This is a genomic window from Ensifer sp. VA4 (assembly GCF_055710065.1).
Genome location: NZ_JBVQPO010000007.1, coordinates 229,703 through 254,920 on the forward strand (window position 1 = coordinate 229,703; position 25,218 = coordinate 254,920).

Genomic DNA, 25,218 nt, shown 5'->3' on the forward strand with positions numbered 1-25,218 from the left:
CAGAACTCAGACGCCGAGATAGCGGTCCTGAAGCTCAGGAGTCAACGCGGACGGTAGCCCCTCGAAAACCGCCGCGCCTTTTTCCAGGACGAAGCAGCGGTCGGCCACCGGCAGCAGTTCCGAAAGCGTCTTGTCGACCACCAGGATCGACTGTCCCGCCTCCTTCAGCGTGCGGATCGCCGACCAGATGTCCTGGCGGATGACTGGCGCCAGCCCTTCGGTCGCCTCGTCGAGAATGAGAAGGCTGGGATTGGTCATCAGCGCCCGGCCGATGGCGAGCATCTGCTGCTCGCCGCCCGAAAGCGTGTTGGCATACTGGTCGTGCCGCTCGCCGAGGCGGGGAAAGAGGGCGATGACTTTCTCGAAGGTCCACGCGCTGCCGCGCGCCGTGGCTATGAGGTTTTCCATGACGGTGAGATTGGGAAAGCAGCGCCGCCCCTCGGGTACGAGGCCAAGGCCGAGCCTGGCGATCCGGTGCGGGCGCATGCCGGAGATCGCCTTGCCGGCGAAGGAGATGGCGCCGGCGCGTGGGCGCACGAGGCCGAGGATCGAATTGATCGTCGTCGTCTTGCCCATGCCGTTGCGGCCCATGAGCGCGACCACCTCGCCCTGCCGCACATCGAGATTGACGCCGAAAAGCGCCTGGGAAGCCCCGTAAAAGGTTTCGAGGCCCTTGATTTCGAGCAGGCTCACGCGGCTTCTCCCAGATAGGCCCGGCGCACTTCCGGGTCGCTGCGGATCTCATCGACCGTGCCTGACGCGATGATGCGACCATAGACGAGCACGGATATCCGGTCGGCGAGCGCGAAGACCGCGTCCATGTCGTGCTCCACCAAGAGCATCGGTGCCTCATGGCGCAAGCCGTCGAGGAACGTGGTCAGCCGCTTCGAGCCCTCCGGTCCCATGCCGGCCATAGGCTCGTCGAGGAGGAACGCGTTCGGCGAAAGCGCCAGCGCGATCGCGATCTCCAGTTGCCGGCGTTCGCCGTGAGAAAGTTCTGCCGCCGGCACATGGGCGCGCGCGGCGAGGTCGACGCGTTCGAGCATCGCCATGGCCGGCTCAGTCAGGTCCTTGTCGCGGGTCACCTGGCGGAAGAAGCGGAAGCTGCTGCCCTGCCGCGCCTGCACCGCCAGCATGACGTTGCGAAGTGCTGAAAACTCCTGCGCCAGCGAGGAGATCTGGAAGCTGCGTGCAAGACCGAGTCTGGCGCGGGCGGCCATGTCGAGGTTGCCAATGTCCTCTCCAAGAAAGCGGATGGTGCCGCTGTCGGCCTTGAGCGAACCGGCGATCTGGTGGATCAGTGTGCTTTTTCCGGCGCCGTTCGGGCCGATCAGCGCGTGGATCTGACCCGGGCGAAGATCGAGGCTCACCCCGTCGGTGGCCTTGAGGGCACCGAAGGATTTGCGGAGATCGCGGATTTCGAGAACGGGCTCAGACATGGCGCGGCTTTCCGGAGAGGAGACCCAGCAATCCGCCGCGGGCAAAGAGCACGATGCCGAGAAGGATCAGGCCGAGGAAGAACTGCCAGCGTTCGGTGATGCCGCCGAGCACATATTCGAAGAAGACGAAGACCATCGCGCCGGCGACCGGGCCGAACAGCCGGCCCTTGCCGCCGAGGATGATCAGCACGATCAGTTCGCCCGACATGTGCCAGGACAGCATCGAGGGGCCGACGAAGCGGTTGAGATCGGCATAAAGCGCCCCGGCAAGGCCCGTGATCATCGCCGAGACCGCAAAAGCGACGAGCCGGATATGGAAGGGCGCGATGCCGACGGCTGCAAGGCGGGTTCCGTTCTGCCTTGCCGCCTGCAGCGCGCTGCCGAAGCGCGAACCCTCGATCGCGCGGAACAGAAGAAGTGCGGCCATGAGTGCAGCATAACAGATCAGGAAATAGGGCAGGGGCTTGGCGGTGTTGACGCCGGGAAAGGCGTTGCGCATCGACAGGGAGAGCCCGTCTTCGCCGCCATAGGCCGGCCAGGAGATCGCGAAATAGTAGATCATCTGCGCGAAGGCGAGCGTGATCATGATGAAATAGACGCCTGATGTGCGCAGGCTGACGGCACCGATCGGCAGCGCCACGAGTCCGGCGACCGCAGCGGCCGTTACCCAAATGAGCGGCATCGACGTCGTGGCCGGAATGTCGGCGAAGAGCGGTTCTGCATTGAAGGCATGCGTCGCGAGGATGCCGGCGACGTAGCCGCCGAGGCCGAAGAAGGCGGCGTGCCCGAAGGAGAGCAGCCCACCGAGCCCAAGCGCGAGATTGAGGCCGACGGCAGCGAGCGCCAGCACGGTGACGCGGGTCGCGAGCGTTACGTAGAAGGGTTCGCCCAGGCCGGCGGCCAGAAGCGGTGTGCCGAGAAGCAGAAGGGCGAGAAGCAGGTTGACGGTGGTTTCGCGGCTCATCGGGACCTCACGCTTGCGCCGCAAACAGGCCGCTCGGCCTGAAGGCGAGGATCAGCGCCATGACCACATAGATCAGCATCGAAGCGAGTGCGGCGCCGATCGTCGTCGCCTGCGACGCGGGCATGGTGAGCGCCAGCAGCGAGGGAAGCAGGAAGCGGCCCATCGTATCGACCACGCCGACAATCACCGCGCCGACCAGCGCGCCCTTGATGGAGCCGATGCCGCCGATGACGATGACGACGAAGGCAAGGATGAGCACCGGCTCGCCCATGCCGACCTGCACCGATTGCAGCGCGCCGACGAGCGCGCCGGCAAGGCCCGCGAGCGCTGCGCCAAGCGCGAAGACGACCGTGTAAAGCGTGCCGATGTCGACGCCGAGCGCCCCGATCATCTCGCGGTCGGACTCGCCCGCCCGGATGCGCATGCCGAGACGCGTCCTTGAAATCAGCAGGTAGAGACCGACAGCCACTGCGATGCCTACGCCGATGATCGCCAGGCGATAGAGCTGATACTGGCCGCCGCCCGGGAGCGGCACCGCGCCCTGCAGCAAAAGCGGTATGTCGAGATAGAGCGGGAACGAACCGAAGAGCCAGCGGGCACCTTCGGACAGGATCAGGATCAGCGCGAAGGTCGCGAGCACCTGGTCGAGATGATCACGGTCGTAGAGCCTGCGGATGACCGCGACTTCGATGATCGCACCGACGCCGGCGGCGGCCGCTAGGCTGGCGATCAGCCCGATCCAGAAGGAGCCGGTGGCCGCGGCGACGGTGGCGCAGGCGAAGGCGCCGATCATGTAGAGCGAGCCGTGGGCGAGGTTGATCAACCCCATGACGCCGAAGATCAGCGTCAGGCCGGCGGCCATCAGAAACAGCATCACACCGAGCTGCAGCCCGTTGAGCAGTTGTTCAATCAGAAGTGCGGTGAACAAGAGACCGGTCCAAGCTTCATTTGGGAGGACATGGATCACCGACCGGATGCCGGCGTGAAGGCCGGGCATCCGGGCGATAACAGCGCCGAAGCATTACATGCTGCACTTCTCGGCGTAGGCGTCCTTGTGATCGTCGAAGGCGGTGGCGATGATCTTGTTGGTGAGCGTGCCATCGTCTTCCTTCACCACCTCGCGAACGTAGATGTTCTGGATCGGGTGGTTGTTGTTGTTGAAGACGAACTTGCCGCGCACCGACTGGAAGTCCGCCGCCTTGAGCGCCGCGCGGAAGGCGTCCTTGTCCTTGACATCAGCCTTTGAGAGAGCTGCGAGGATCAGGTTTGCCGTATCCCAGCTCTGTGCCGCATAGATCGAGGGAAGGCGCTTGTATTCGGCCTTGAAGGCTTCGACGAATTCCTTGTTGGCCTCGTTGTCGAGGTCCTTCGACCAGGTCGCTGAGTTCTTGACGCCGAGCGCAGCATCGCCGATTGCCGGCAGGACATCCTGGCTGAAGGAGAAGCCGGGGCCCATCACCGGGATGTTCACGCCCGACTGGGCATATTGCTTCATGAAGGCGATGCCCATGCCGCCGGGCAGGAAGAAGTAGACACTATCGGCGCCGGACGCACGGATCTGGGCGATTTCGGCGGCATAGTCCGTCTGGCCGACCTGCGTGTAGATCTCGCCGGCGAGGCTGCCCTTGTAGTAGCGCTTGAAGCCGGTCAGCGCGTCCTTGCCGGCCGGGTAGTTGGGCGCCAGGATGAAGGCGTTCTTGTAGTCCTTGTTGGCGTATTGCCCCATCGCCTCATGGAAATTGTCGTTCTGATAGGCGACGTTGAAATAGTTCGGGTTGCAGTTCGCACCGGCAAGAGCCGAGGGGCCGGCATTGGGCGAGAGATAGATCACGTCCTGCGCGACCGTGTTCGGCACGACGGCCATCGCCAGGTTCGACCAGATAATGCCGGTCATGAGATCGACCTTGTCGCCCTGGATCATCTTCTCGGCGATCTGCACCGCAAGTTCCGGCTTCTGGGCATCGTCCTCGATCACCAGTTCCACGTCCTTGTTGCCCGATTGCTTGATCGCCAGCGTGAAGGCGTCGCGCATGTCGATGCCGAGTCCCGCGCCGCCGCCCGAAAGCGTGGTGATGACGCCGATCTTCACCGGCTCGGCATGGGCAAGGCTCGACGTCGCAAGCGAGAGGCCAAGAAGGCTCGCTGCCAGAATGCGGTTCATGCTGTTCTCCTCGTTTTGGGGTTCCCTTATAAATGTGTTCTATCAGAGGCCCGTGCGCACGTGCCAGAGCTCAGGGAAGAGTTCCACTTCGAGCATCTTTTTCAGATAGGACGCGCCGGATGTGCCCCCGGTTCCGCGTTTCATGCCGATGATGCGTTCGACCGTTGTGACGTGGTTGAAGCGCCAGCGGCGGAAGTAATCCTCGAAATCGACCAGCTTCTCGGCGAGCTCGTAAAGCATCCAGTAGCGCTCGGGATCGCGGTAGACGGTCTGCCAGGCGGCAAAGACCTTGTCGCTTTCCGTGCGGGTTTCGCGCCAATCGGTCCGATCGGCCTCCTCGCCAACGTCGAAGCCGTTGCGCGAAAGAAGCCGGATCGCTTCGTCGTAGAGCGACGGCGCGGCGAGGATCGCTTCCAGCTTCTCCATGATGTCGGGCCGGTGCGCATGGGGCCCTAGCATCGCGACATTGCGGTTGCCGGCGAGGAACTCGATCGCCCGGTACTGCCAGGACTGGAAGCCGGAGGATTGGCCGAGCGATTCGCGGAACGTGGTGTATTCGCTGGGCGTCATCGTGCGCAGCACGTCCCAGGCGCTGTTTAGCTGCTCGAAGATGCGCGCAACCCGCGTCAGCATCTTGAACGCAGGTTCCAGCCGGTCGTCGCGGATCGAGCGGACCGCGGCGTTGATCTCGTGCAGCGCGAGCTTCATCCAGAGCTCCGATGTCTGATGCTGGATGATGAACAGCATCTCGTCGTGCGCCTTGGAAAGCGGCTCCTGTGCGTCGAGCACCTTCTCCAGCATGAGGTAGTCGCTGTAGGACATGCGTCCCTTGAACGACATCTGCGCGCCTTCTTTCGAAGGGTCGTATGACTTGCTCATGGTTTTAGTTCTCCGACCGCAATCGGAACCGCTGGATCTTGCCCGTGGCTGTTTTCGGCAGGCTGTCCAGGAATTTTACCGATCGCGGATATTTGTAGGGCGCGATCGTCGCCTTCACGTGGTCCTGCAGGCGCTTGATCGTCGCGGCGTCTGCCGAAACGCCTGATACCAGCACGACATAGGCCTCGACGATCTGGCCTCGCTCCGCATCGGGCGCGCCGACGACGGCACATTCGGCGACTTCCGGGTGGGAAATCAGGGCGGCCTCGACCTCCGGGCCGGCGATGTTGTAGCCGGCGGTGATGATCATGTCGTCTGACCGGGCGGCGAAATGGAAGAAACCGTCCTCGTCCTGGTAGAAGGCGTCGCCGGTGAGGTTCCAGCCCTCGCGGACATAGTCGCGCTGGCGGCTGTCGGCCATGTAGCGGCAGCCGGTGGGGCCGCGCACGGCAAGCTTGCCGATCGTGCCGCGCGGGACTTCCCGCATCTCGTCGTCGACGATCCGGGCTTCATAGCCGCCGACGGGTTTCCCGGTCGAGGCGGCCTTGCGGTCCTCGAAACGGTTGGAAATGAAGATGTGCAGCATCTCGGTCGCACCGATCCCGTCGAGGATCGGCTTGCCGGTCTTTGCCGTCCATTCCTCGAAGACGGGTCCCGGCAAGGTCTCGCCCGCCGAGATCGCCACGCGCAGGGAGGAGAGGTCGGCGCCGTCGTCCATCGCCTTCATCATCGCCCGATAGGCTGTGGGGGCGGTAAACGAGATCGTCGCTTTGTACTTCTCGATGATCTCCACCATGTTGGCGGGCGTCGCGTGCTCGAGCAGCGTTGCCGCCGCCCCGAAACGCAAAGGGAAGATCGCAAGGCCGCCGAGGCCGAAGGTGAAGGCGAGCGGCGGCGAGCCGACGAAAACATCGTCAGGGGTGACCCCGAGGACCTCCCGGGCATAACCGTCGGCGATCGCAAGGAGATCGCGGTGGAAGTGCATGGTTGCCTTTGGGATCCCCGTCGTGCCCGAGGTGAAGCCGAGAAGCGCCACGTCGTCGCGGCCGGTTTTCACCGCCTCGAAGACCACCGACTTGTCGAGTGCAATACGGTCGAGTTCGGCGTCGTGGTTCGCAGTCCCGTCGAAGCCGATGACCTGTTTCAGATAGCGGCTGTCCTTGGCGCAGGCGATCATCTCGTCCATCAGGCGCGTGTCGCAGAGCGCAAGGCCGATCTCTGCCTTGTCGACGATCTTCGTCAGTTCGCCGGCGCGCAGCATCGGCATGGTGTTGACGACGACCGCGCCGGCCTTTGTCGCCGCCAGCCAGCAGGCGACCATTGCCGGATTGTTGGCGGAGCGGATGAGCACGCGCTGTCCCGGCTTCACGCCGTAGTTCTCGACGAGCGCATGGGCGAGCCGGTTCGTCCAGTCGGACAGTTCCTTGTAGGTTCGGTGGCGGCCGTTGCCGATCAGCGCGGTATGGTCGCCAAAACCCTTGGCGACCATGACGTCCGTCAGTTCGACGGCGGCGTTGAGGTGGTCCGGGTAGTCGAAGCCTTCGAGAAGGAATTCCGGCCATTCTTCCGGTGGTGGCAGATGGTCGCGTGTGAACGTATCGACGTGCGAAGTCGGTCCAAGCATGTGGCGGCTGTTCCCTTGTTCAGTTCCTGCCTGTTGCGCAGGCATTTTTCAAAGCCGGCTAAATTTCGTGCGGTGGTGCGGAGCCCTGCCGTGCGAACTGGTCGCAAGCTTCGCCGCATCGTCGCCGATGGGCTGCGCCGTCGCTGCGACAACTCCAATGATCGTGATGGGCACAGCGAGACCTCCACTTCTCGGCTGAACATGAGGCAGCATCGCACCAGTCCAAAATTATTTCAAGCCTAAAGTTTTTCCGATGATGCCATTGCGTTTCTGGCCGGGGCGGGTGATTTCTATGCGTGGGGAGACATCGAAGGGAGGATTGCATCGATGCTGGAACACCGTGTTTCCGATTGGAACGACGCCTATGCCAATGGCGTGAACATTGCGCGGGGTGATCGGTGGCCGGAGGCATGGGCGGGGCCTGCCGAGGCATTCCGCAACGCGCTTTCAGCATCGGGGCTTGCCAAGCTTGACGTTGCCTATGGCAAGCGATCCAGAAACCGCATGGACCTGTTTTTCCCCGATGGCGCGGCGAAAGGTCTGGTCGTTTTCGTCCATGGTGGCTTCTGGCTGCAGCTCGACAAGAGCTTCTGGTCGCATCTCGCGGCAGGCGCTGTCGCCCATGGCTATGCCGTAGCCATGCCCTCCTACACGCTCTGCCCGGAGATCCGGATTGCCGGGATTGTCGGCGAGGTCGCGGCGGCCATCAGCGAAGCGGCGAAGCTGGTTGAAGGGCCGCTGATGCTGGCCGGCCATTCCGCCGGCGGCCATCTCGTCAGCCGGATGATCACCGCGAGCGCGCCGCTTGCGCCGGATGTCCAGGAGCGAATCCGCAACGTCGTCTCGATCTCGGGCGTGCACGATCTGCGTCCAATCATGTCGACGGGGATGAACGAGAAACTGGCGATCGACGAGGCGGAGGCGCTTTCGGAGAGCCCGGCGCTGCTGCGGCCAATGCCAAATGCCCGCATCACCTGCTGGGTCGGTGGCGGCGAGCGCGCGGAGTTCCTGCGCCAGAATGCGCTCCTTGCCAACATCTGGATCGGGCTCGGGGCGACCACGGCGACCGTCGTGGAGCCGGACAGGCATCACTTCAACATCATCGATGGTCTTGCCGATGCCGGGCATCCGCTGACGAGAACCTTGCTCTCCGTGTGAGCGCGGCGCCGAACCAAGCTGTGAAGCTCGAGTGACCCGGCTGGCTCTCCCCTCCGCGCCGTGTCACCGTGGGGCGCCATAACACCCTAGGGTTATTGGCATAGCCTTCGATTTCCCCGACGTTTCCTGCCTGTTCGTTGGAGGAGGGGAACATGACGCAAAACATTAAACTCGATCGAACCCTTGGTCTGTGGTCGGTGGTGCTGTTCGGGCTTGCCTATATGACGCCGATGATCGTGTTCGGCACGTTCGGGGCGCTGGCCTCGGCAAGCCAGGGCACGACGGCGATGGCCTATTTCATCGCGGCGCTTGCGATCTTCCTGACGGCCGCGAGCTACGGGGTCATGGCGAAGGTCTATCCGGTCGCCGGATCCGCCTACACCTACGCCCGTAAGTCGCTGAATTCGGGCGCGGGCTTCCTTGTCGGCTGGGCCGTCCTGCTCGACTACTTCTTCCTGCCGATGGTTATCTGGCTGATCGGCGCTGCCTATCTGGGCTCCGCCTTCCCGGCCGTTCCGGCCTGGCTGTGGATCGCCGGTTTCATCGTGCTGACGACGGCCGTGAACGTCATCGGCATCGCGTTCGCCAACCGGGTAAACGTCGTGCTGATGCTGGTGCAGCTCACGGTGCTGGTCGCCTTCGTTGCGCTGGCAGCGCGTTATGTCGTTGCCATCAACGGCGCCGGTGGGCTTGCGTCGGTACGGCCATTCTTTGAAGCGAATGTACCGTTCAGCGCTTCCGTCGCCGGTGCGGCGATCGCGGCCTATTCTTTCCTGGGCTTCGATGCCGTTTCGACCCTGACGGAGGAGACACGTGATCCCACCCGCACCATGCCGAAGGCAATCATGATCATCGCGGTCATCGGCGGGATCATCTTCACGGGGTCGGCCTATGTCACGCAGCTCGCCCATCCCGGCGGCGCGTTCACCTCCGTCGATTCCGCCGCTTCGGAAATCGCCCTGATGATCGGCGGCGATCTCTTCGTGACCCTGTTCCTCGCCACGCTCGTGGTTGCCCAGTTCACCTCGGGCCTTGCGGCACAGGCGAGCGTCGGACGGCTGCTGTTCGCCATGGGCCGCGACGGCGTGTTGCCGGCCGGTGTCTTTGGCAAACTGCACGAGAAATGGCGCACGCCGGTTTTCAACCTCGTGCTCGTCGGCATCGTCGGCCTGCTCGCGCTCACGCTTGATGTGACGACCTCGACGTCCTTCATCAATTTCGGCGCTTTCCTCGCCTTCACTGCCGTCAATGTGTCGGTGATCGCGCTCTACCTGCAGGGCAACGCAATCGTGCGGCCGCTTGGCGCGCTCCTCGGACTTGTCGTGCCGGCTGTCGGTGCGGTCTGCGACCTGTTCCTGCTGTGGAATCTCGATGGCCACGCCAAGCTTCTGGGTATCATCTGGCTGGCTGTCGGCGTGTGCTATCTCGCCTACCTCACCCGGTTTTTCCAGTCTGCGCCGCCGGAAGTCGAGTTCGTCGAATGATCAGCGGCGGCTGAGGAAGAGATGGAAGAGTTCCGCCTGGCTGGAAATGGTGAGCTTGGCATAGGCCTGGCGACGATGGACCTTGACCGTATTCGGCGAGAGGCCGAGCGTCGCGGCGATCGAATAGGTCGAGTGACCCTTGAGGATCAGGGTCACGATCTCCAGTTCCCGTTTCGAAAGCAATGGGTGGCTGATCGTCGCCGCGGCATCGTCCTCCTGGCGCGGCGGGTCGAACCGCGCGCGCCAGTGCCGTTCAGCGAGCGCCCGGACGATCGGCGCCGCGCTTTCCAACCGTGCGATATCACGGCGGGAGAAGGCAGGCACTGTGCCGATGCGCGAGAGCGACAGCACTGCATCGACGTCCGGAAGCTTCAGAATGAAGCCGATCTCGTCGACGATGCCAGTCGCCTGGTAGTGGCGGCGGAAGTATTCCGTCTCGGTGAAGCGGTCCGGCGCCAATCGTCGCATCACCAGCACGCCGTCGGGTTTTGCACTGCGGACGGCATCGTAGAACGGGTCGAGTATGTAGGCGCCGGCAAGGTAGTGGTCGACGATGGTGATGCGGTCGCCGACGATGCGGTCGTTATCGAGATCGAAGGCCTTACCGCTTGGCGAATAGGCAAAGCCGTTCATCATCTCGAAGGAGACGAGTTGCCGAAGCGCACGCTCCAGAGCCTCCGGGAAACCGAGTTCGCCGAGGTTCGCTACGGCCTCTGCGAGCCCGGCATTCCAATCATCGATATAGGCGCTCGCCCCACCGGATCTTGCTGCCACATCCATTCCCCACCTGTCGAAGACAAGACCTAGCACGGAGTCCGCAGTCATGCAGACGATTTCTCGCGCCCTTGCGCCCACGCATCCGCTCGATCTGCCCGCAACGGAGATCGCTGCCGGCATCCGCGCCCGCCATTTTTCCGCCGAGGCGGTCGTTGCCGAATCCCTGCGCCGCGCGAAAATTGTCAACCAATCGCTGAACGCGTTCACGCTGCTGCGTGAGGAGGCAGCACTTGCATCCGCGCGGGCGGCTGACGAACTTGTCGCAACCGGCGGCAACACGCCCGTTCTTCTCGGCGTCCCCTTTGCCGCCAAGGATCTGACGCCGACCAAGGGCGATCTCACCACGCTCGGCTCCTGGACGCGCGGGGATTGGGTTCCAACAAAGACTGCGCTGTGCATCGAGCGGCTCGAGGACGCCGGCGCGATCCTCATCGGCAAGACGACGACGCCGGAATTCGCCCATTCCAGTTTCACGTCGAGCCCACGATGGGGCGTGACCCGCAACCCCTGGAACCCGGAGCGAACCTCCGGCGGCTCGTCCGGTGGATCGGCGGTCGCCGTCGCCACCGGCGTTGTCCCGTTCGCCGAAGGCACGGACATGGGCGGGTCGGTGCGTATTCCTGCCGCGCTCTCGGGTGCCGTCGGCTTCAAGCCCAGCCTTGGTCGAGTTCCCATGACCATCCTGCCGAGCGTCTTCGACAACATATCCCATTTCGGCCCGCTGGCGCGGACCATCGGCGACTCTATCGCCTTCATGGCCGCGGCCGCCGGATCGGATGATGCGGACATTTCTTCGCTGCCGCTTCCCTTCGTGGTCGACAGGGCACAGGCCGGCTCTCTTGGGGGCCGGCGCTTCGCGCTTTCGCTGGATTTTGGTTACTACAGAGTCGAGGCGCCGGTGCAAGCCGCCATCCTGGCCGCGGTCGAGCAGCTTCGTGCGGCCGGGGCCACGGTGGAACTCGTGGATATCGGCTGGTCTCGAGCCGTCAACGACCAATGGTACGATCTCTGGTGTGTGTTCATGGCCGCATTTTTCGGCGACGCGATCGATGGCTACCGCGAGCGCATGGACCCGATCGTCATCGAGCTCATCGAACGTGGGCTTGGTCTGAGCGCCACAGTCTACAAACGGGTGGAACTGCTTCGGACCGCGATGTGGCTTGATCTCGCCGCCATCCTTGCCCGCTACGATGCGCTGCTTTGCCCGACCTGCGCGGTCACGGCCCCTTCAGCCGACGCGGACGACAACGACTACGTTGCCGATACGCCAGAGGGGCGTTTTCGCGGGCTGGACATGACCTGCCCGTTCAACCTGCTGCCGCAGTGTCCGGCTCTCTCGGTGCCTGCCGGCCTCGCCAACGATGGCCTGCCTGTTGGCCTGCAAGTCGTCGGCCGTCGTTATGGCGATGAGGAGCTGTTGTCGATCGGCGGCGCAATCGAGAGCGTATTGCAGGCTTCGGGTCTTGCAGTCGGTCGAGCAAAGTGGTGGCGCTGGTGAGCTATCGCCATCGAGTGCCATCTGTCATTTGAGAGCACCGGGCTTGTCGCTTCCGGACCTGCTATCCTTCGGGTGGAGCCTGCGGCCCGGCCGAAGCCAAGGCCTCAAAGCAGCAGGAGTTTCTTCAGCACCGAAAAGACGTCCTTGTAGGGCAGTCTGGTTGCGCCGGCGACGGCAAAGGGAATGAGCGCGGCAGCCGCGACAGGCACGACGGCGCTGCGGCTGATGAGCACCGACGAGAGCTTGTTGGTCATATCGAAGAGCTTGCTCGGGTCCGCCAGCTCTTCGTCCGGCTCGGTGGCTGCGTCCGAGAGCACATTGCGACCGAGCACCTTGCGTTCGGCTGCGCGGTGGAAACGTGTCGCCTGCACGCCAAGCATCAGCAATGCCCGGCATAATGAGGCGCACCATGACCGGGTATCAGCGAATGAAGATCAGCGCCATGCCGAGGACGACGAGGGCAGCCCCGGCCCAGGCACCGGCGGCAGGCCGTTCGCCCGTTCGCAGCCAGAGCATCGGCAGGATCATGACCGGCGAGGTCGCCGACAATGTCGATACGATGCCCACCTTGCCGCCCGCGAGCGCGAAGAGCAGCAGCGTCATCCCCATGCCAAGGGCGAGCATCCCGGTCAGCGCCGTCATTACGGCAACATTCAGCGTCAGCGGCGCCCTCGGTTTGACCGATGGAATAGGCAGCTGGATCAGGATGCTCAGACAGAAGGCCGCAATGCCGACGCGCAGCATGGAGGCGACAAAAGGATCGATGCCGGCGGCCATGACCGGTCGCACGATGATCGAGCCGATCGCCTGGCCGGTGGCGGCGCCGAGCCCGAGCAGGACGCCGATCCAAAGCGGCCCCTTGACCTTTTCCCATTCGTGAATCTGCGCCCGGCGCTTGCCGAAGAGAATGGCGAGAAACACGCCGGTGGCCGTCAGCGCGATGCCTGCGACCGCCGTGGGTGACAGCGTTTCGCCGAGCACCAGCCAGCCGAGCAAGGCGGCGATCGGCGCGTTGAGGGCGAAGAGGATGCCGGCGCGGCGCGGACCGAGCCGGTTGAGCGCGGCGAAGAGCAGCGTGTCGCCGATGAAAATGCCGATCAAGCCGGACAAAAGCAGTGGGGTGACGCTTGCGGCATGAAGCTCGCGCCACGTCCCGGTGGCGAGCACGTAGATTGCGAGGAGCCCTGTGACGAAGACCTGCCGAAGGCGGTTGAAGGCGGGTGCGCCGAGATGGCCGGCCGGCCCGGCCGAGATCAATCCCGTCAGGGCCCAGCAGGTCGCCGCCCCCAGCGCGGCGAGTTCATGAATTGGCATGATGTTCCGATCGGTAGACTGCAGCTCCGCAGGAGCTCTCCTCGGCCTCCGTTAAAGCTTGAGCGGGCAGCATTCGTCCAGCGCTTTTTCAGCCGCATCAACAGAGCGTTTCGTCCTCAGTGGGGACGATGCGGCCTCGTTCACAGCGGCTGTCGGGCGTAAGCAGGCGATATGTCCAAGGGGTTGCGCGCTGACGTTGATTGCGAATGCGTCTTTCTGCACTTTTCTCCAGGCGCTCGGAACGCCTGAAGCCGGCTGTCGTTAGGTTCGGACATCAAAGGATCGCCCTTCTGGCTTTGGGCGTCGTTGCGACTGCTGGCGGCGTGGGCCTCGGCTACCTGTCGCGGCACTGACGGGATTCCTGACTGACGACGGCAAGGCGCTGCGGCGGCCGGTCCCCGCATCCTGAGCGATCTCGCGGCGCAGGGTCGGTGGATATTATGTGCAACTATTTGGTTGCGCATCTGTCGGTGGCCGCTATACTTGCAACCAAATCGTTGCACGAAAGGAAAGCGTCATGAGCTCATTCGATCGTATCGAGAAGGCAATCCTGCTGCGCGCGCCCATCGAGCGCGTCTGGCGGGCGATAACCGACGTCTCGGAATTCGGGCGGTGGTTTGGCGTCGAGCTGAACGAGCCGTTTGCTCCGGGACGGGCGGTAACCGGCTCATTCAAGGGAGAGTTCAACGAGGAGCATATTGCGAAATACCAGGCCGCGATGGGTCTCGAGCCGGCCCCGATCCGCCAGCCTGAACCGAATGCCGTTTTCTGCACCGTCGAGGAAATGGATGCGCCGCGGCTTTTCAGCTTCCGCTGGATACCCTACGGCCTCGACGCCGAATGCGATCCCGCGCGGGAGCCGACCACGCTCGTTGAATTCCGGCTGGAGGCGGTTGCCGGCGACACACGGCTGACGGTCACGGAATCCGGCTTCGAAAACGTGCCTGCGCATCGGCGCAAGCGCGCATTTCTCATGAATGACGGGGGCTGGAGCGCCCAGATTGAAAACATCAAGCGCCATGTCGAACACGCCTGAGCGCGAACTGGCGGGCGTCTTTGCGGCACTCGGCGATACGACCCGACTTGCGCTGGTCACGCGGCTCCTGGCCGCCGGTGCCCTGACGGCAACGGCGCTGTCCGAGGGGCAGGCAATCACCCGGCAGGCGATCGTGAAACACCTGCAGGTGCTGGTGACGGCAAGGCTGGTGGTGCACGAGCGTCACGGCAAAGAGGTCCTCTACGCGGTCGATCCACGTCGCCTCGAAGAGGCGCGCGCATTTCTCGAGGCGATCGCAGAGGGCTGGGACAAGGCGCTTGGCCGGCTCAAGTCGCTTGTCGAAGCGCCCTGAGGCGATGTGGGTTCGGCCCTGATGGCCGGATCAAAGTGCGTGTCCGTCGGCAACTTGGCCGACCTGGCCGGTGATCCGGTCCGGATGCGCCGGAGAGGAGAAACGGCACCTGCGATCCGATGATTGCCGACGGTTCCGGCCTTGGATACGTCTTTCGCGACGGACCACCTGGCGAGCGCCGGGAACGCCTGGTCTCGGTGCTCGAACCGATCTCGTGCCGCCAAAGGTCGAGATGCCCGCCCGGGTCGCGCGTCGCACTTGTCCGTGATTGGTCCGATCGGCTGTCCAGGCAGGCTTGAAATCGAAGCGCGCCGCTACAGTTGTTTTCTTTTGGTCACCGGGCGTGCGTGGACGGACCAATCTCACAAATGGCATTCGTGATCGCAGCCTTCCAGGGGTGGATCCGGCAGACCTCTCGCCGGGACTCGGGGTGCAGACATGAGGCAGGGTTCGTCCGGCGTCGATAGTTCCTGGATCAAGAAGGCCGACGAACTAGCGGCCCTCTTTCAGTTCACGGATGCCCTCTACCGCGCCGATTCGATCGCCGACATTTTCGATGCTACGTTCGATGCGATCGAGCGAGCCTTGCGCTGCAGCCGTGCCTCCATCCTGCTTTTCGACCATGAGGGGGTGATGCGCTTCGTCGCGTCGCGCGGGCTCTCGGAAGGTTACCGCCGGGCTGTTGACGGTCACTCGCCGTGGAAACCTGGTGACCGCGACGCCGCCCCGATTTTCATCAGTGACATAGAGCTTGCCGACGAGCCTGAGGCGCTCAAGGACACCATAAGACGCGAGGGGATCCGCGCGCTGGCCTTCATTCCCTTGACCGCCAACGGCGTGGTCATTGGAAAGTTTATGACCTATCGCGAAGTCGTGCACGTCTTCACGGAGGAGGAGGCCGTTCTCTCCCTGACGATCGCACGACAATTGGGCTTCAGCATCGAGCGTAGACGGACCGAGGAGGCGCATCAGCGTGCCGAGGAGGGACTTCGCCGCAGCAATGAGCGATTGCGGATCATCCTCGACAGCGCCAGCGAGTATGCGATCATCACGCTCGACGGTGCCGGACGGATCGCAAGCTGGAACAGCGGCGCCGAACGACTGCTCGGTTATCGCGAGAGCGAGATACTTGGCCAACCAGGCGGCATTTTCTTCAGCCCTCAGGACCGAGCGTCGGATGTCCCCGACCAGGAAATGCGAACGGCGCGCGAGGAGGGCCGCGCGACCAGCGAGCGCTGGCACTATCGCAAGGATGAATCCCGTTTCTGGGGTTCTGGCGTCATGCTTCCGGTCGAGGGGAGCGGACCGGACCGCTACCTCAAGATCTTCAGGGACCGAACCGAGGAGCGCAGGGCGGAAAAGCGGCAGAAGCTGCTGATCGGCGAACTCAATCATCGTGTGAAGAACACGCTGGCAACAGTGCAGTCCCTTGCCGAACAGACGCTGAAGAGCGTGGAGACGCCGGAAGCGTTCGCCAGTGCTTTCAACACCAGGCTGCTTGCTCTTGCCAAGGCGCACGACCTGCTCACGCGCGAGGCATGGCAGGCGGTATACCTCAACGACATTGCCCACGCCGTTCTCGCAGCCTGGATCGAAGATGGGCGCGTGTCTCTTCTAGGACCTGCGATCCGCATCAGTCCCAAACAGGCGCTCGCGCTTTCGATGGCGTTCAACGAATTGCTGACCAACGCGATCAAATACGGCGCTCTATCGAACAGCAGTGGCTGCGTTGTGCTGTCGTGGCAATGCAGCGACGCATGTTCGGTCCGGTGGGAAGAGCGCGGCGGACCATCGGCGTCACCCCCGCACCGCCAGGGGTTCGGGCTGCGCGTTCTCAACCGCGGGCTCGCCAGCGAACTCGGACGCCCGGTCGATCTTCGGTTCGAGCCGGCGGGTGTTACCTGCACGATCCGGATGGATTTCGTCGACGGGCGGCGCGCCGGCATGGACGACAGGGGGGAATGATCATGTCTGCGATTTTGGCGGGACGCCGGATACTTGTCGTCGAAGACGAGATGCTGGTGGCCATGTCGATCGAGGACACCTTGATCGATGCCGGCGGCGAGGTGGTTGGCCCCGCGCCCACCGTGGGGCGGGCATTGGGGCTGCTGCAGGACGAGGCCAAAATCGATGCCGTCGTGCTGGACATGAACCTCCAGGGACACAGCGGGCTTCCGGTCGCGGACGCATGCGATGAAAGATCGATCCCCTTTCTCATCCTGAGCGGCTATGGCGACACCGCTCTCAGCGGGACACGCCATGCGGCCCCGATCCTTTCCAAGCCCTTCGCGAGTGCGGTACTCGTGAAGGCTCTCACGACGCTTTTCGACGGCAGCCGCTCATGATGGGCCCGGGCACCCTGGCTGGTGGCGCCTGCATAGAGTGCCTCCCGCCCTGAAGGAACCGCATTTCATCCTGCGGGTTGGGTCGTCGGACCCAAATGCATCGGATGGCCCAATGTGTCGGGTGGATTGTGATCATGAACGCGGAACGCTGGATTCATATTTGCGTCGACATGCAGCGCATGTTCAGCGAGGAGACGCCATGGCAGGTGAACTGGATGGCGACGATCTCGGACCAGGTGCTGGAGGTTGCAGGTCGCTTTCCTGATCGCACTGTCTTTACCCGGTTCATTCCGCCACATTCGCCGGCAGAAATGCCTGGCATGTGGCGGTCCTATTATGAAAAATGGCCGATGATGACAGCGACACGGCTCGACCCGGGCATGCTCGATCTGCTTCATCCCTTGCAGCGTCTGGTGCCGCCTGCCCGGGTCCTCGACAAGCGCACCTATTCGCCCTGGCTAAGCGGCAAGCTGGAAAGCTTGCTCGCTCATCAGGACGTCGGAACGATCGTGGTGACGGGCGGCGAAACGGATGTCTGCGTCCTGGCGACCGCACTTGGCGCGATCGACCTTGGCTACAGGGTGATCCTGTTGAAGGACGCCGTCTGCAGCTCCGTCGATCAAACTTACAATGCCGCGCTCGACCTCCTCGGCAATCGCTTCTCGGTTCAGCTGGAGATCGCGACGACGCAGGAATGGCTCTCGCAGATGCGGGCTTAGGCGCGGCCATTTGGCAGGTCCCCAACACCCCTCGCGCCGCGGGTCAGGCCATGCTCGGCTCCCTTTCCGAAGACGTGCGGCTGGCAATCAGGCCGAGGATACCGACGCCAATGATCGCTGCCGCATAGATGTCGGTCGTGAGCTGGTAGCCCAGCGCCTTCGCCAGGAAGCCGGCGAGAATTGCCGGCAGGCTGAACGCCAGGTAGCTCTGGATGTAGATGGTGGATAGCAGCCCGGCGCGCTCGTCGGCTTTTGCCAGCGGCATGATCGAGCCGAGCGTGGCGAGGAAGCTCGTGCCGAAACCCATGCCGGTGAGAAGCGTGCCGACGACCAGGACGGGCACATAGGCGAGGTGGGTTCCGGTGACCACGGTCAGCATGCCGAAGGTCGTGCTCAGGACGCCGAAGGTCAGGTTTGCCTGAGGATTGCGGGCGCGGCGGAGGAAGACTGCGAACGCGCCGGCAGCCATCAGCGCCGCGACCACGGCGCCCCCGGTCAGCGGGCTCTTGCTTCCCGTGGTGGCGACGACCAGCGATGGGACGAGCGAGAGGTAAAAGCCCCCAAGCGCCCAGTTCGCTACGTTGACCGGGGTGACGAGTGCCAGCGGCCGCTTGGCGCGCTGCGGAACGGCGATTCGCGGCATGAGCGAGGATAGCGCTCCGGGGCGGCGCGAACCGGTTTCGGATATCAGCCAGATCGCCGCCGCCTGCACCAGGAAGCCGGCGAACAGAAGGACATAGACGAGATGAAGCGGAAGGGGGCCGTACTGGATCAGCGCGCTGGTGCCGAGCGCCCCGACCGCTAGGCCAATCAGCGGTGCGAGCGAGTTTACGAGCTGCCCCCTGGCGTAGTCGACATCGACGAGCGCCGCGCCGATCGAAGCGCCGGCGACGCCAGTCGCAAGACCCTGCACGATGCGTGCCGCGATCAGCCAGTGGGTTCCGTCGGCGAGCACGAACAGGGCCATTGCCGCCATCTCGACGAGCAATGCTGCGAATATCACCGGCTTGCGCCCGAGATGGTCCGAGATCGAACCGGCGATCAGCAAGGCCGCGAGAAGTGCGAAGGCATAGACCGCAAAAATAACGGTCATTTCCACCGGGCTGGCGGCGAAGTTCTGCTGATAGAAGCGGTAGAGCGGGGTTGGTGCCGAGGAGGCCCCGAAGAATGTCGCGAGCGTGACGGCGTAGAAGGCGATGGGACCTGCCGGGCGAGTGCTCTCTCTGGATTCGGAGGAGGAAGACATCTATATAACCCTTAAAGCTAAATCGTTGCGTTTGGCAGATTTAGGTATGCGCCGCGCTAAAAGCAAATAATTTGCTTTTATGCTGTTGTGAGAATTTCTGAAGCATCGGCCGCGCGGCCAAGGAAGACAGGGTTGGAGCGAATGGCGACAAGGGAAGGCCCGCGGCCGGGCGGACGAAGCGCACGGGTTCAGGCATCGGTTCACAAGGCCGTGCAGACATTGCTGGCGACGCACGAGCGCACCGAGGTCACGGTTCCGCTGATCGCGGCGGAAGCGGGCGTTACGCCTTCGACAATCTATCGCCGCTGGGGCGACCTGCAGGAACTTCTCGCCGATGTCGCGGTCGAGCGGCTGCGCCCCGACATGGTACCCGTCGACACTGGAAGTTTTGGTAGTGACCTGATGGCTTGGGCCGAACAATATGCCGAGGAAATGTCCTCGGGGCCGGGTCGCGAAATGATCCGCGACGTGCTTGCGGCACAGGATGGAAGCGGCGCCTACCAATGTTGCAACTTCACGCGGCAACAGATCGAAACGATTGCCGAACGCGCCGAGGAGCGCGGTGAATTCTTTCCGGATGTCGAGACCGTCATGGACGGCGTCGTCGCGCCGATCATGTACCGGATCCTCTTCGGCGGAGCGCCGGACGCGGCGCATGTCGAGCGTCTGGTGAGGGCGTCGCTGGCGGCGAAACCGGCGCCTTGAGGCGTGCTTGCTTCCCGAGAACGATAGCATCTGCATCCCGCCGCGGGTCCTGCGACGATCCTGCAACCGGAACTTAAGCCGGTGCTCGGGGTTGGAAGACCTGCCCAACACCTGTTCTGGAGGATGCGAGATGAGACCGATCCACAAGAGTTCCCTTTTGGCCGGCCTTGCTGCCATTGCGATCATGGCCGCCGGCGGCGTTTCGGCCGAAACCTTGAAATTCAAGGCGGATATGACGGGATCGGCTGAAGTGCCGCCCAATGAAAGCGCGGGCAAGGGCATGGGTGAAGTCACCCTTGATACAACGTCGAAGACGTTGACCTGGACCGTGACGGCCGATGGCCTGTCAGGGGATCCGACCGCCGCCCATTTTCATGGTCCGGCAGCCACGGGGAAAAACGCCGACCCGGTCGTCGATATCTCGACCTCCATGAAATCGGGCTCTGCCGAACTCACCGATCAGCAGCTCGCCGATTTGCAAGGCGGCAAGTGGTACCTCAACATCCACACGGCAAAATTCCCCGACGGTGAGATCCGCGGCCAGGTGGAGAAGGCACAGTAACGGCCGGCGACCTTCCGCCTACTTCACGGCGCCATGGGCAAGCCCGCTGACCAGATAGCGCTGCATGAACAGTGCGATCAGATAGACCGGGGCGATGCCCGCCAGAGAGGCCGCAGCCATCTGGCCGAAATTCACCAGCCTGTCGCCCTGGAAGAGCGAAATGCCGACCGGCAGCGTTCGCGTGGCATCGGAGAAGGTGAAGGCCGAAGCGAAGAGGAACTCGTTGTAGGCGAGCATCGTGACGATGATGAAGGTCGCCACGATGCCCGGCGCGATGATCGGCACCACGATCTGCAGCAAAATGCGAAGCGGCCCCGCTCCGTCGATGGCCGCGGCTTGCTCGATCTCGATCGGCATCCGGCGCAGGAATGGCGTCAGCAGCCAGAAGGCGACGGGTACGTTGGCGAAACCATAGATGAGAACCAGACCGGTGCGCGTGTCGAGGAGACCGCTCGCCTTCAGCAGGAAAAACAGCGGGATGAGTGCCACGATCGGTGGCGCCATGTAGCTTGAGAGCGTTACGTCCGAAAGCCATCGCCCGCCGATCTTCAGCCGCAGCATCGCGTAGGCCGAAGGCAACGTGAGCGCGATGGTGAGCGATCCGGCAAGGAGCGATACGATCACGGAATTCACTATGAAGCCGAGGATGTTGGCCGCTTCGAAGGCCGCCGGCCAATTGGCAAGCGTCGGCGCAGTCGGCCAGAAGTGGCCGTTGAGCACGTCGTCCTTCGTTTTCAGGGAGACGGCGAGGAGATAGAGGAAGGGCAGGGCGAAGAAGCCGACGATCGGTGCCGTTGCCAGGCTGAGCCAGAGATGGCGTGGGACGAGCCTCATAATTCGCGCCTTTCGAAATGCTGATGGAGACGGACGACCGGCAGCGTCGCCAGTCCGATTACCAGCGCGTAGATTATCGTCTCGGCTGCCGCCCGCCCGACATCGAACTGCTCGATCGCCCGCCTGTAGATGGAAAATCCCGCCGATGTCGTTGCAAAACCCGGCCCGCCGAAGGTGAGGATATAGACGAGGTCGAACAGCTTCAACGAGAGGATCAGCTTCAAGAGATAGATCGACGAGAGAGGTGCGGCGACGAGCGGCAGCGTGATGTGCCAGAAGCGCTGCCAGCCATTCGCGCCATCGACGAGTGCCGCCTCCCGGACGCCTTCCGGGATCGTCGAAAGCGCCGCGAAGCAGAGGATGACGATGAAGGGCGTCCATTGCCAGAGGTCGGCCACAGCGATCGCCAGCCAGGCGAACAGCGGGTGGCCGAGGAACGAGATCGGCTGGGAGATCATGCCGGCGTTGATCAATGTGCCGTTCAGCAGACCGCCCGCCGGCGCGAAGATCAGCTTCCAGGCGATGCCGACCATGACGGGCGGCGTCATCAGAGGCAAGAGCACGAGGCTCGTCAGGAATCGGCCGCCTTTCAGCAGCGACGTGAAAAGCAGCGCGATCAGGAAACCGAATGCGAGCTGCAGCAGCGACGTCGAAAACGCATAGGCGACGCTTCTGCCGATCGCCGAAAGGAACACCGGATCCTGCAGCACCGTTGCGAAATGCTTGATGCCGACGAAGCCGCGAAACGGCTTTCCAAGGGTGCTCTTGCTGAAGGCGAGACCCAGCAGGAAGACGGTCGGGTAGAACGTCGTGACGGCCAGCGCGAGCACGACGGGGACGATCCATAACGCACGGCCGAAGCGTGCCGACAGGGTGCCCCGGCGCCAGGTCTTTCGGTTCGCGTCCGGGCCAAGGGCGTCGAGAGTGAAGACGGTCATGCGGCCTCTGCCAGAGCAGGCCGTGTCGACCTGCTGCCGGCCCGTGTGGCGACCAGCATGTCCTCGATGTCACCAGGCGTGATTTCGAATTCGCTGCGGCCGAGCCTGCGCTTCGGCAAGGTTTGCGTGGTCATGGTCTTTCACCTCTAAAGAGAAGAGGGGCGCTGCCGGGAGGAAGCGAGCGCCCCCAGCGAGCAATCAGCCGTTGGTCTCGATGATCTCGGTCCAGGCCTGGTGGGCATCGGCGATCGCCTGTTCTGCGCTCTTGGTGCCGGCGAGCGCCAGCGCCAGCTCGTCGGTCAGCGCGTTTTCGAGCTTCGGCGCATAAACCGCCGTCGGCCAGGCCAGGCTGTTTTCCAAGGCGCCGTCATCCAGCAACGGCTGCACGAGCGGTTGGAAGGCCTTGAACTTTTCCGACTTCAGGCCCGACTGGCGATCCGGATCGATGCCGGAGCCGGTCAGCGCCAGGAGCTGCTCGTGATAGTCCTTGCCTGTGGCGAGCTTGACCAGGTCCCAGGCGACATCCTTGTTCTTGGATCCGCTCGTGATTGCAAAGCCGAATCCGGCGTTGAAGGCGAGCCGCGGCGTCCTGTTGCTGCCGCCGGTGGGAATGCGAGCAACGCCCCACTTGTCGACGATCTTCGAGCCCTTGGGATCCTGGGCATAGCCGCCAAGGTCGGTCCAGAAATCGATCTGCGCCGCCTTGCCGTTGAGGAAGGCGGGCAGCCCCTCTTCGAAGCGGGTTTCGAGCGGGGTCGGCAGCGCATGGGGTGCCGAGGCGAGCAGCGACTTCAACGCCTCGACGGCCTCGGTGCTGTCAAGCGCAGAGGTGCCGTCTGGCCTCAGGAAGTTGCCGCCGAAGCCGGTCAGGCGGTTGGCATAGGTCGAGAGGATGATGACCGGGATCTTGGCGCCCAGAACGGCCGCGCCGTAGATGCCGTTCTTCGCTTCGGCCTCGGTGATCACCTTGGCGTTTTCATTGTATTCGTCCCAGGTGGAAGGCGCCTTCAGGCCGTAGCGGTCGAAGATCTCGCGATTGTAGAACAGCAGATGGCTGTCGCCGTCATAGGGCAGTCCGTAGCGGCGGCCATCATGCAGCGTGTACTGGTCGTAGATGGTCTGGATGAAATCGTCCGGCTGGATCTCCGCCTTGTCGCGTTCGATCAGGTCCGTTACATCCTCGATCACGCCGTCCTCGGCGAGCTGGCCCTTGTAGGTATAGAAATAGTCGATGACGTCGAACTGGTTCGCGCCCGATTGCACGTCCAGTGTCGCCTTGACGCTGACCTGATCATAAGGGACCGCCGTGACGTTGACCTTGGCGCCGGTCAATCTCTCGAAATCCTCGGCGATTTTCCTGCCGGTGACGACATGCGGCTGGATGATCAGGAGATTGATCGTGCGCCCGGCGTACTTGTTGCCGGATGCAAGCACCGTCGAGGCAACAAGCGGTGCGGTGAAAGGAAGGGTCCCGGCGGCGGCAAGCGATTTCAGCACGCTGCGGCGGCGGTAAGCCTGGTCGAAAATGGAACTGGACATGGGATCCTCCGTCGAGATCTGAGTTCTGGCGGTCGGCGCGCGCCTCCGTCGGCCGGTGGTCAGCGCCGCGCGACCTTGCTTCAGCATCATGGGGGAGAAATTGATCTCAACATACATATAGTCTATATGTTTTATGGATTATATGAGAACGAATTTCCTGCGACGACCCATCGACCGGGGTAGGAATTTCTCAGCCGGTCCGATCACCGCGTCAACGCTGCTGGAGAGCCGAAAGCCGCTCTCGTCAGCGCCTTGGGGATGGAGCGCGTCTACGCGAAGGCGGCGGAAAAAGCCGATTGGGCCTCGGCGATCAGATGCTTGAAGGTCCAATCGCGGCGGTCATACCTCGAATACGTCTTCGAACGATTCCGGGAAGCTCTGGCGGGCGACCCTTTCGTCGATGACGAGCAGGGATTCGTAGGATAGCGGGTCGAAGTCCTTGTCCGCGGCCACGACCTCGCGGCCGAACAGAAGGCAGAGGCGGGCGGCGTCGAGATTGCCGCGCTCGAAGGGTTCCGCGCCGAAGTAATGCCAAAGAGCATGCAGGAAGGCGGCGTCGATGCGGTGTTCCGCCGTGCCCGGGCGGCCGCGACGCGGTATCGCCTTGAGCGGCGTCACCCCGCGCGGATTGGCCCGGCGAATGGTGAACTGGATGCCGGTGCCCGGCATGCCGGACGGAAAGCCCCGGTGTTTGGTCATGTCGGGCAGGTTTGCCATCTGATCCTCCTCAGGCCGTCTCGGCCTGAGCGATCTTGTCCTGCGTCTTCGTCTCGAAGTCGGAGGCGTCGTGGCGCTCGTGCAGTTGTTCCGACGGATCGCCGCTCAACCGGTTGACCATGCGACCGCGCTTGACCGCCGGGCGCGCGGCAATTTCGGCTGTCCAGCGCTGGACGTGCTCGTAGCTCTGGACCTCGAGGAAGGTGCCGGCGTCGCCATAGGCCTGGCCAAGCGCGAGGTTGCCGTACCAGGGCCAGGTGGCCATGTCGGCGATGGTGTATTCGGGGCCCGCCAGGAACCGATGATCGGCGAGATGACGGTCGAGCACGTCGAGCTGGCGCTTCACCTCCATCGCATAGCGATCGATGGCGTATTTGATGTGCATCGGCGCATAGGCGTAGAAATGACCGAAGCCGCCGCCGAGGAAGGGGGCCGAGCCCATCTGCCAGAACAGCCAGTTGAAGGTCTCGGTGCGGGCACGAAGCTCGCTCGGCAGGAAGGCACCGAATTTTTCGGCGAGATACGTGAGGATGGAGGCTGACTCGAAGACGCGGACCGGTTCGCCGCCGCCTTTCGGCTTACGGTCCAAGAGCGCCGGGATCTTCGAGTTGGGGTTGACGTCGACAAATCCGGATCCGAACTGTTCGCCATCGCCGATACGGATCGGCCAGGCATCATATTCGGCGCCCGAATGGCCCGCGGCCAGAAGCTCTTCGAGCATGATCGTGACTTTCACGCCATTCGGAGTCGCGAGCGAATAGAGCTGCAGCGGGTGCTTGCCAACCGGCAGGTCCTTGTCGTGGGTCGGCCCGGAGATCGGGCGGTTGATGCTGGCAAACGCGCCGCCGTTGCTTTTGTCCCAGGTCCAGACCTTGGGAACTTGGTAGCCCGCAGGGAAATTGTCAGCGGGAGATTTTTCGGTCATGAAATCTGTCCTTGTCGTTTAAAAGGCACATCCAACGGGCA

General features: G+C 63.3%; 27 protein-coding genes. 10 read left to right on the forward strand and 17 right to left on the reverse strand.

What is annotated here, in order from left to right; translation table 11 throughout:
• Window positions 1–6: 6 nt before the first annotated feature.
• The 7 genes from AC0C6X_RS14400 to AC0C6X_RS14430 form a co-directional block, all read right to left on the reverse strand.
• A complete protein-coding gene (locus AC0C6X_RS14400) occupies window positions 7–693 on the reverse strand; it encodes an ABC transporter ATP-binding protein (RefSeq protein ID WP_472953702.1) in 687 nt (228 codons plus the stop codon).
• Window positions 690–1,439 (reverse strand): ABC transporter ATP-binding protein, encoded by a 750-nt coding sequence (locus tag AC0C6X_RS14405; RefSeq protein WP_247958773.1) that lies wholly within the window; start codon window positions 1,437–1,439, stop codon window positions 690–692. The genes AC0C6X_RS14400 and AC0C6X_RS14405 overlap by 4 nt, the downstream gene beginning before the upstream one ends.
• Window positions 1,432–2,403, reverse strand: coding sequence for a branched-chain amino acid ABC transporter permease (locus tag AC0C6X_RS14410; protein ID WP_173519028.1), 972 nt, complete (start codon window positions 2,401–2,403; stop codon window positions 1,432–1,434). The genes AC0C6X_RS14405 and AC0C6X_RS14410 overlap by 8 nt, the downstream gene beginning before the upstream one ends.
• 7 nt (window positions 2,404–2,410) lie before the next feature.
• The gene (locus AC0C6X_RS14415; protein ID WP_173519027.1) at window positions 2,411–3,331 is read right to left on the reverse strand and encodes a branched-chain amino acid ABC transporter permease; all 921 of its coding nucleotides are present in this window, start codon (window positions 3,329–3,331) and stop codon (window positions 2,411–2,413) included.
• Between the two features lie 93 nt (window positions 3,332–3,424).
• The gene (locus AC0C6X_RS14420; RefSeq protein WP_173519026.1) at window positions 3,425–4,564 is read right to left on the reverse strand and encodes an ABC transporter substrate-binding protein; all 1,140 of its coding nucleotides are present in this window, start codon (window positions 4,562–4,564) and stop codon (window positions 3,425–3,427) included.
• Between the two features lie 42 nt (window positions 4,565–4,606).
• The gene (kynA, locus tag AC0C6X_RS14425; RefSeq protein ID WP_173519025.1) at window positions 4,607–5,443 is read right to left on the reverse strand and encodes a tryptophan 2,3-dioxygenase; all 837 of its coding nucleotides are present in this window, start codon (window positions 5,441–5,443) and stop codon (window positions 4,607–4,609) included.
• Window positions 5,444–5,447: 4 nt separating this feature from the next.
• Window positions 5,448–7,067, reverse strand: coding sequence for a benzoate-CoA ligase family protein (locus tag AC0C6X_RS14430; protein WP_247958771.1), 1,620 nt, complete (start codon window positions 7,065–7,067; stop codon window positions 5,448–5,450).
• A gap of 327 nt (window positions 7,068–7,394) precedes the next feature.
• Between AC0C6X_RS14430 and AC0C6X_RS14435 the strand changes: the two genes are divergently transcribed.
• A complete protein-coding gene (locus tag AC0C6X_RS14435; protein ID WP_173519023.1) occupies window positions 7,395–8,225 on the forward strand; it encodes an alpha/beta hydrolase in 831 nt (276 codons plus the stop codon).
• A gap of 152 nt (window positions 8,226–8,377) precedes the next feature.
• The gene (locus AC0C6X_RS14440) at window positions 8,378–9,709 is read left to right on the forward strand and encodes an APC family permease (protein ID WP_173519022.1); all 1,332 of its coding nucleotides are present in this window, start codon (window positions 8,378–8,380) and stop codon (window positions 9,707–9,709) included.
• Here AC0C6X_RS14440 and AC0C6X_RS14445 read toward each other — a convergent pair whose 3' ends face one another.
• Window positions 9,710–10,483 (reverse strand): helix-turn-helix transcriptional regulator, encoded by a 774-nt coding sequence (locus AC0C6X_RS14445; protein WP_247958770.1) that lies wholly within the window; start codon window positions 10,481–10,483, stop codon window positions 9,710–9,712.
• A gap of 49 nt (window positions 10,484–10,532) precedes the next feature.
• On the opposite strand from AC0C6X_RS14445, the gene AC0C6X_RS14450 reads away from it, so the two are divergent.
• A complete protein-coding gene (locus AC0C6X_RS14450) occupies window positions 10,533–11,984 on the forward strand; it encodes an amidase (protein ID WP_173519020.1) in 1,452 nt (483 codons plus the stop codon).
• Between the two features lie 104 nt (window positions 11,985–12,088).
• On the opposite strand, the gene AC0C6X_RS14455 is transcribed toward AC0C6X_RS14450, so the two are convergent.
• Window positions 12,089–12,364 (reverse strand): hypothetical protein, encoded by a 276-nt coding sequence (locus AC0C6X_RS14455; RefSeq protein WP_472953707.1) that lies wholly within the window; start codon window positions 12,362–12,364, stop codon window positions 12,089–12,091.
• 40 nt (window positions 12,365–12,404) lie between these two features.
• Window positions 12,405–13,298: a DMT family transporter gene (locus tag AC0C6X_RS14460; RefSeq protein WP_173519019.1), complete on the reverse strand. Its 894-nt coding sequence runs from the start codon at window positions 13,296–13,298 to the stop codon at window positions 12,405–12,407.
• 517 nt (window positions 13,299–13,815) lie between these two features.
• On the opposite strand from AC0C6X_RS14460, the gene AC0C6X_RS14465 reads away from it, so the two are divergent.
• The 5 genes from AC0C6X_RS14465 to AC0C6X_RS14485 all read left to right on the forward strand — a co-directional run bounded on the left by AC0C6X_RS14465 (window position 13,816) and on the right by AC0C6X_RS14485 (window position 17,711).
• The gene (locus AC0C6X_RS14465) at window positions 13,816–14,334 is read left to right on the forward strand and encodes an SRPBCC family protein (protein ID WP_173519018.1); all 519 of its coding nucleotides are present in this window, start codon (window positions 13,816–13,818) and stop codon (window positions 14,332–14,334) included.
• Entirely contained in the window at window positions 14,300–14,647 is a 348-nt protein-coding gene (locus AC0C6X_RS14470) for an ArsR/SmtB family transcription factor (protein ID WP_472953710.1), read from the forward strand. The genes AC0C6X_RS14465 and AC0C6X_RS14470 overlap by 35 nt, the downstream gene beginning before the upstream one ends.
• Before the next feature lie 438 nt (window positions 14,648–15,085).
• Window positions 15,086–16,612 (forward strand): sensor histidine kinase, encoded by a 1,527-nt coding sequence (locus AC0C6X_RS14475; RefSeq protein ID WP_173519016.1) that lies wholly within the window; start codon window positions 15,086–15,088, stop codon window positions 16,610–16,612.
• On the forward strand, window positions 16,609–16,992 hold the full coding sequence (locus AC0C6X_RS14480) for a response regulator (RefSeq protein WP_210266628.1): 384 nt from the start codon (window positions 16,609–16,611) through the stop codon (window positions 16,990–16,992). The genes AC0C6X_RS14475 and AC0C6X_RS14480 overlap by 4 nt, the downstream gene beginning before the upstream one ends.
• 134 nt (window positions 16,993–17,126) lie before the next feature.
• Complete coding sequence (locus AC0C6X_RS14485) at window positions 17,127–17,711, forward strand: cysteine hydrolase family protein (RefSeq protein ID WP_173519015.1); 585 nt, start codon at window positions 17,127–17,129, stop codon at window positions 17,709–17,711.
• A gap of 43 nt (window positions 17,712–17,754) precedes the next feature.
• On the opposite strand, the gene AC0C6X_RS14490 is transcribed toward AC0C6X_RS14485, so the two are convergent.
• Entirely contained in the window at window positions 17,755–18,957 is a 1,203-nt protein-coding gene (locus tag AC0C6X_RS14490) for an MFS transporter (protein ID WP_173519014.1), read from the reverse strand.
• 141 nt (window positions 18,958–19,098) lie between these two features.
• On the opposite strand from AC0C6X_RS14490, the gene AC0C6X_RS14495 reads away from it, so the two are divergent.
• Together AC0C6X_RS14495 and AC0C6X_RS14500 are read left to right on the forward strand one after the other, a co-directional pair.
• Window positions 19,099–19,662: a TetR/AcrR family transcriptional regulator gene (locus AC0C6X_RS14495; RefSeq protein WP_173519013.1), complete on the forward strand. Its 564-nt coding sequence runs from the start codon at window positions 19,099–19,101 to the stop codon at window positions 19,660–19,662.
• A gap of 157 nt (window positions 19,663–19,819) precedes the next feature.
• Window positions 19,820–20,224: a CHRD domain-containing protein gene (locus AC0C6X_RS14500; protein WP_312033055.1), complete on the forward strand. Its 405-nt coding sequence runs from the start codon at window positions 19,820–19,822 to the stop codon at window positions 20,222–20,224.
• An 18-nt stretch (window positions 20,225–20,242) separates the two neighbouring features.
• On the opposite strand, the gene AC0C6X_RS14505 is transcribed toward AC0C6X_RS14500, so the two are convergent.
• The 6 genes from AC0C6X_RS14505 to yghU all read right to left on the reverse strand — a co-directional run bounded on the left by AC0C6X_RS14505 (window position 20,243) and on the right by yghU (window position 25,177).
• Window positions 20,243–21,058, reverse strand: coding sequence for a carbohydrate ABC transporter permease (locus AC0C6X_RS14505; protein ID WP_173519012.1), 816 nt, complete (start codon window positions 21,056–21,058; stop codon window positions 20,243–20,245).
• Window positions 21,055–21,996 carry a carbohydrate ABC transporter permease gene (locus AC0C6X_RS14510; protein WP_247958766.1) on the reverse strand — a complete coding sequence of 314 codons (942 nt, stop codon included), beginning with the start codon at window positions 21,994–21,996 and terminating at the stop codon, window positions 21,055–21,057. The genes AC0C6X_RS14505 and AC0C6X_RS14510 overlap by 4 nt, the downstream gene beginning before the upstream one ends.
• On the reverse strand, window positions 21,993–22,130 hold the full coding sequence (locus AC0C6X_RS14515) for a hypothetical protein (protein ID WP_173519010.1): 138 nt from the start codon (window positions 22,128–22,130) through the stop codon (window positions 21,993–21,995). The genes AC0C6X_RS14510 and AC0C6X_RS14515 overlap by 4 nt, the downstream gene beginning before the upstream one ends.
• A 64-nt stretch (window positions 22,131–22,194) precedes the next feature.
• Window positions 22,195–23,535 (reverse strand): ABC transporter substrate-binding protein, encoded by a 1,341-nt coding sequence (locus AC0C6X_RS14520; RefSeq protein ID WP_472953716.1) that lies wholly within the window; start codon window positions 23,533–23,535, stop codon window positions 22,195–22,197.
• Between the two features lie 339 nt (window positions 23,536–23,874).
• A complete protein-coding gene (locus tag AC0C6X_RS14525; RefSeq protein WP_173519008.1) occupies window positions 23,875–24,252 on the reverse strand; it encodes a hypothetical protein in 378 nt (125 codons plus the stop codon).
• Between the two features lie 10 nt (window positions 24,253–24,262).
• Complete coding sequence (gene yghU / locus AC0C6X_RS14530; RefSeq protein ID WP_173519007.1) at window positions 24,263–25,177, reverse strand: glutathione-dependent disulfide-bond oxidoreductase; 915 nt, start codon at window positions 25,175–25,177, stop codon at window positions 24,263–24,265.
• Window positions 25,178–25,218 lie beyond the last annotated feature (41 nt).

Coding starts and splice junctions, on each gene's coding strand:
- AC0C6X_RS14405 (WP_247958773.1), bottom strand. CDS start 1,439: ATGTCTGAGCCCGTTCTCGAAATCCGCGATCTCCGCAAATCCTTCGGT.
- AC0C6X_RS14410 (WP_173519028.1), bottom strand. CDS start 2,403: ATGAGCCGCGAAACCACCGTCAACCTGCTTCTCGCCCTTCTGCTTCTC.
- AC0C6X_RS14420 (WP_173519026.1), bottom strand. CDS start 4,564: ATGAACCGCATTCTGGCAGCGAGCCTTCTTGGCCTCTCGCTTGCGACG.
- kynA (WP_173519025.1), bottom strand. CDS start 5,443: ATGAGCAAGTCATACGACCCTTCGAAAGAAGGCGCGCAGATGTCGTTC.
- AC0C6X_RS14430 (WP_247958771.1), bottom strand. CDS start 7,067: ATGCTTGGACCGACTTCGCACGTCGATACGTTCACACGCGACCATCTG.
- AC0C6X_RS14435 (WP_173519023.1), top strand. CDS start 7,395: ATGCTGGAACACCGTGTTTCCGATTGGAACGACGCCTATGCCAATGGC.
- AC0C6X_RS14440 (WP_173519022.1), top strand. CDS start 8,378: ATGACGCAAAACATTAAACTCGATCGAACCCTTGGTCTGTGGTCGGTG.
- AC0C6X_RS14450 (WP_173519020.1), top strand. CDS start 10,533: ATGCAGACGATTTCTCGCGCCCTTGCGCCCACGCATCCGCTCGATCTG.
- AC0C6X_RS14455 (WP_472953707.1), bottom strand. CDS start 12,364: ATGCTTGGCGTGCAGGCGACACGTTTCCACCGCGCAGCCGAACGCAAG.
- AC0C6X_RS14460 (WP_173519019.1), bottom strand. CDS start 13,298: ATGCCAATTCATGAACTCGCCGCGCTGGGGGCGGCGACCTGCTGGGCC.
- AC0C6X_RS14465 (WP_173519018.1), top strand. CDS start 13,816: ATGAGCTCATTCGATCGTATCGAGAAGGCAATCCTGCTGCGCGCGCCC.
- AC0C6X_RS14475 (WP_173519016.1), top strand. CDS start 15,086: ATGAGGCAGGGTTCGTCCGGCGTCGATAGTTCCTGGATCAAGAAGGCC.
- AC0C6X_RS14480 (WP_210266628.1), top strand. CDS start 16,609: ATGATCATGTCTGCGATTTTGGCGGGACGCCGGATACTTGTCGTCGAA.
- AC0C6X_RS14485 (WP_173519015.1), top strand. CDS start 17,127: ATGAACGCGGAACGCTGGATTCATATTTGCGTCGACATGCAGCGCATG.
- AC0C6X_RS14490 (WP_173519014.1), bottom strand. CDS start 18,957: ATGTCTTCCTCCTCCGAATCCAGAGAGAGCACTCGCCCGGCAGGTCCC.
- AC0C6X_RS14495 (WP_173519013.1), top strand. CDS start 19,099: ATGGCGACAAGGGAAGGCCCGCGGCCGGGCGGACGAAGCGCACGGGTT.
- AC0C6X_RS14505 (WP_173519012.1), bottom strand. CDS start 21,058: ATGAGGCTCGTCCCACGCCATCTCTGGCTCAGCCTGGCAACGGCACCG.
- AC0C6X_RS14510 (WP_247958766.1), bottom strand. CDS start 21,996: ATGACCGTCTTCACTCTCGACGCCCTTGGCCCGGACGCGAACCGAAAG.
- AC0C6X_RS14515 (WP_173519010.1), bottom strand. CDS start 22,130: ATGACCACGCAAACCTTGCCGAAGCGCAGGCTCGGCCGCAGCGAATTC.
- AC0C6X_RS14520 (WP_472953716.1), bottom strand. CDS start 23,535: ATGTCCAGTTCCATTTTCGACCAGGCTTACCGCCGCCGCAGCGTGCTG.
- AC0C6X_RS14525 (WP_173519008.1), bottom strand. CDS start 24,252: ATGGCAAACCTGCCCGACATGACCAAACACCGGGGCTTTCCGTCCGGC.
- yghU (WP_173519007.1), bottom strand. CDS start 25,177: ATGACCGAAAAATCTCCCGCTGACAATTTCCCTGCGGGCTACCAAGTT.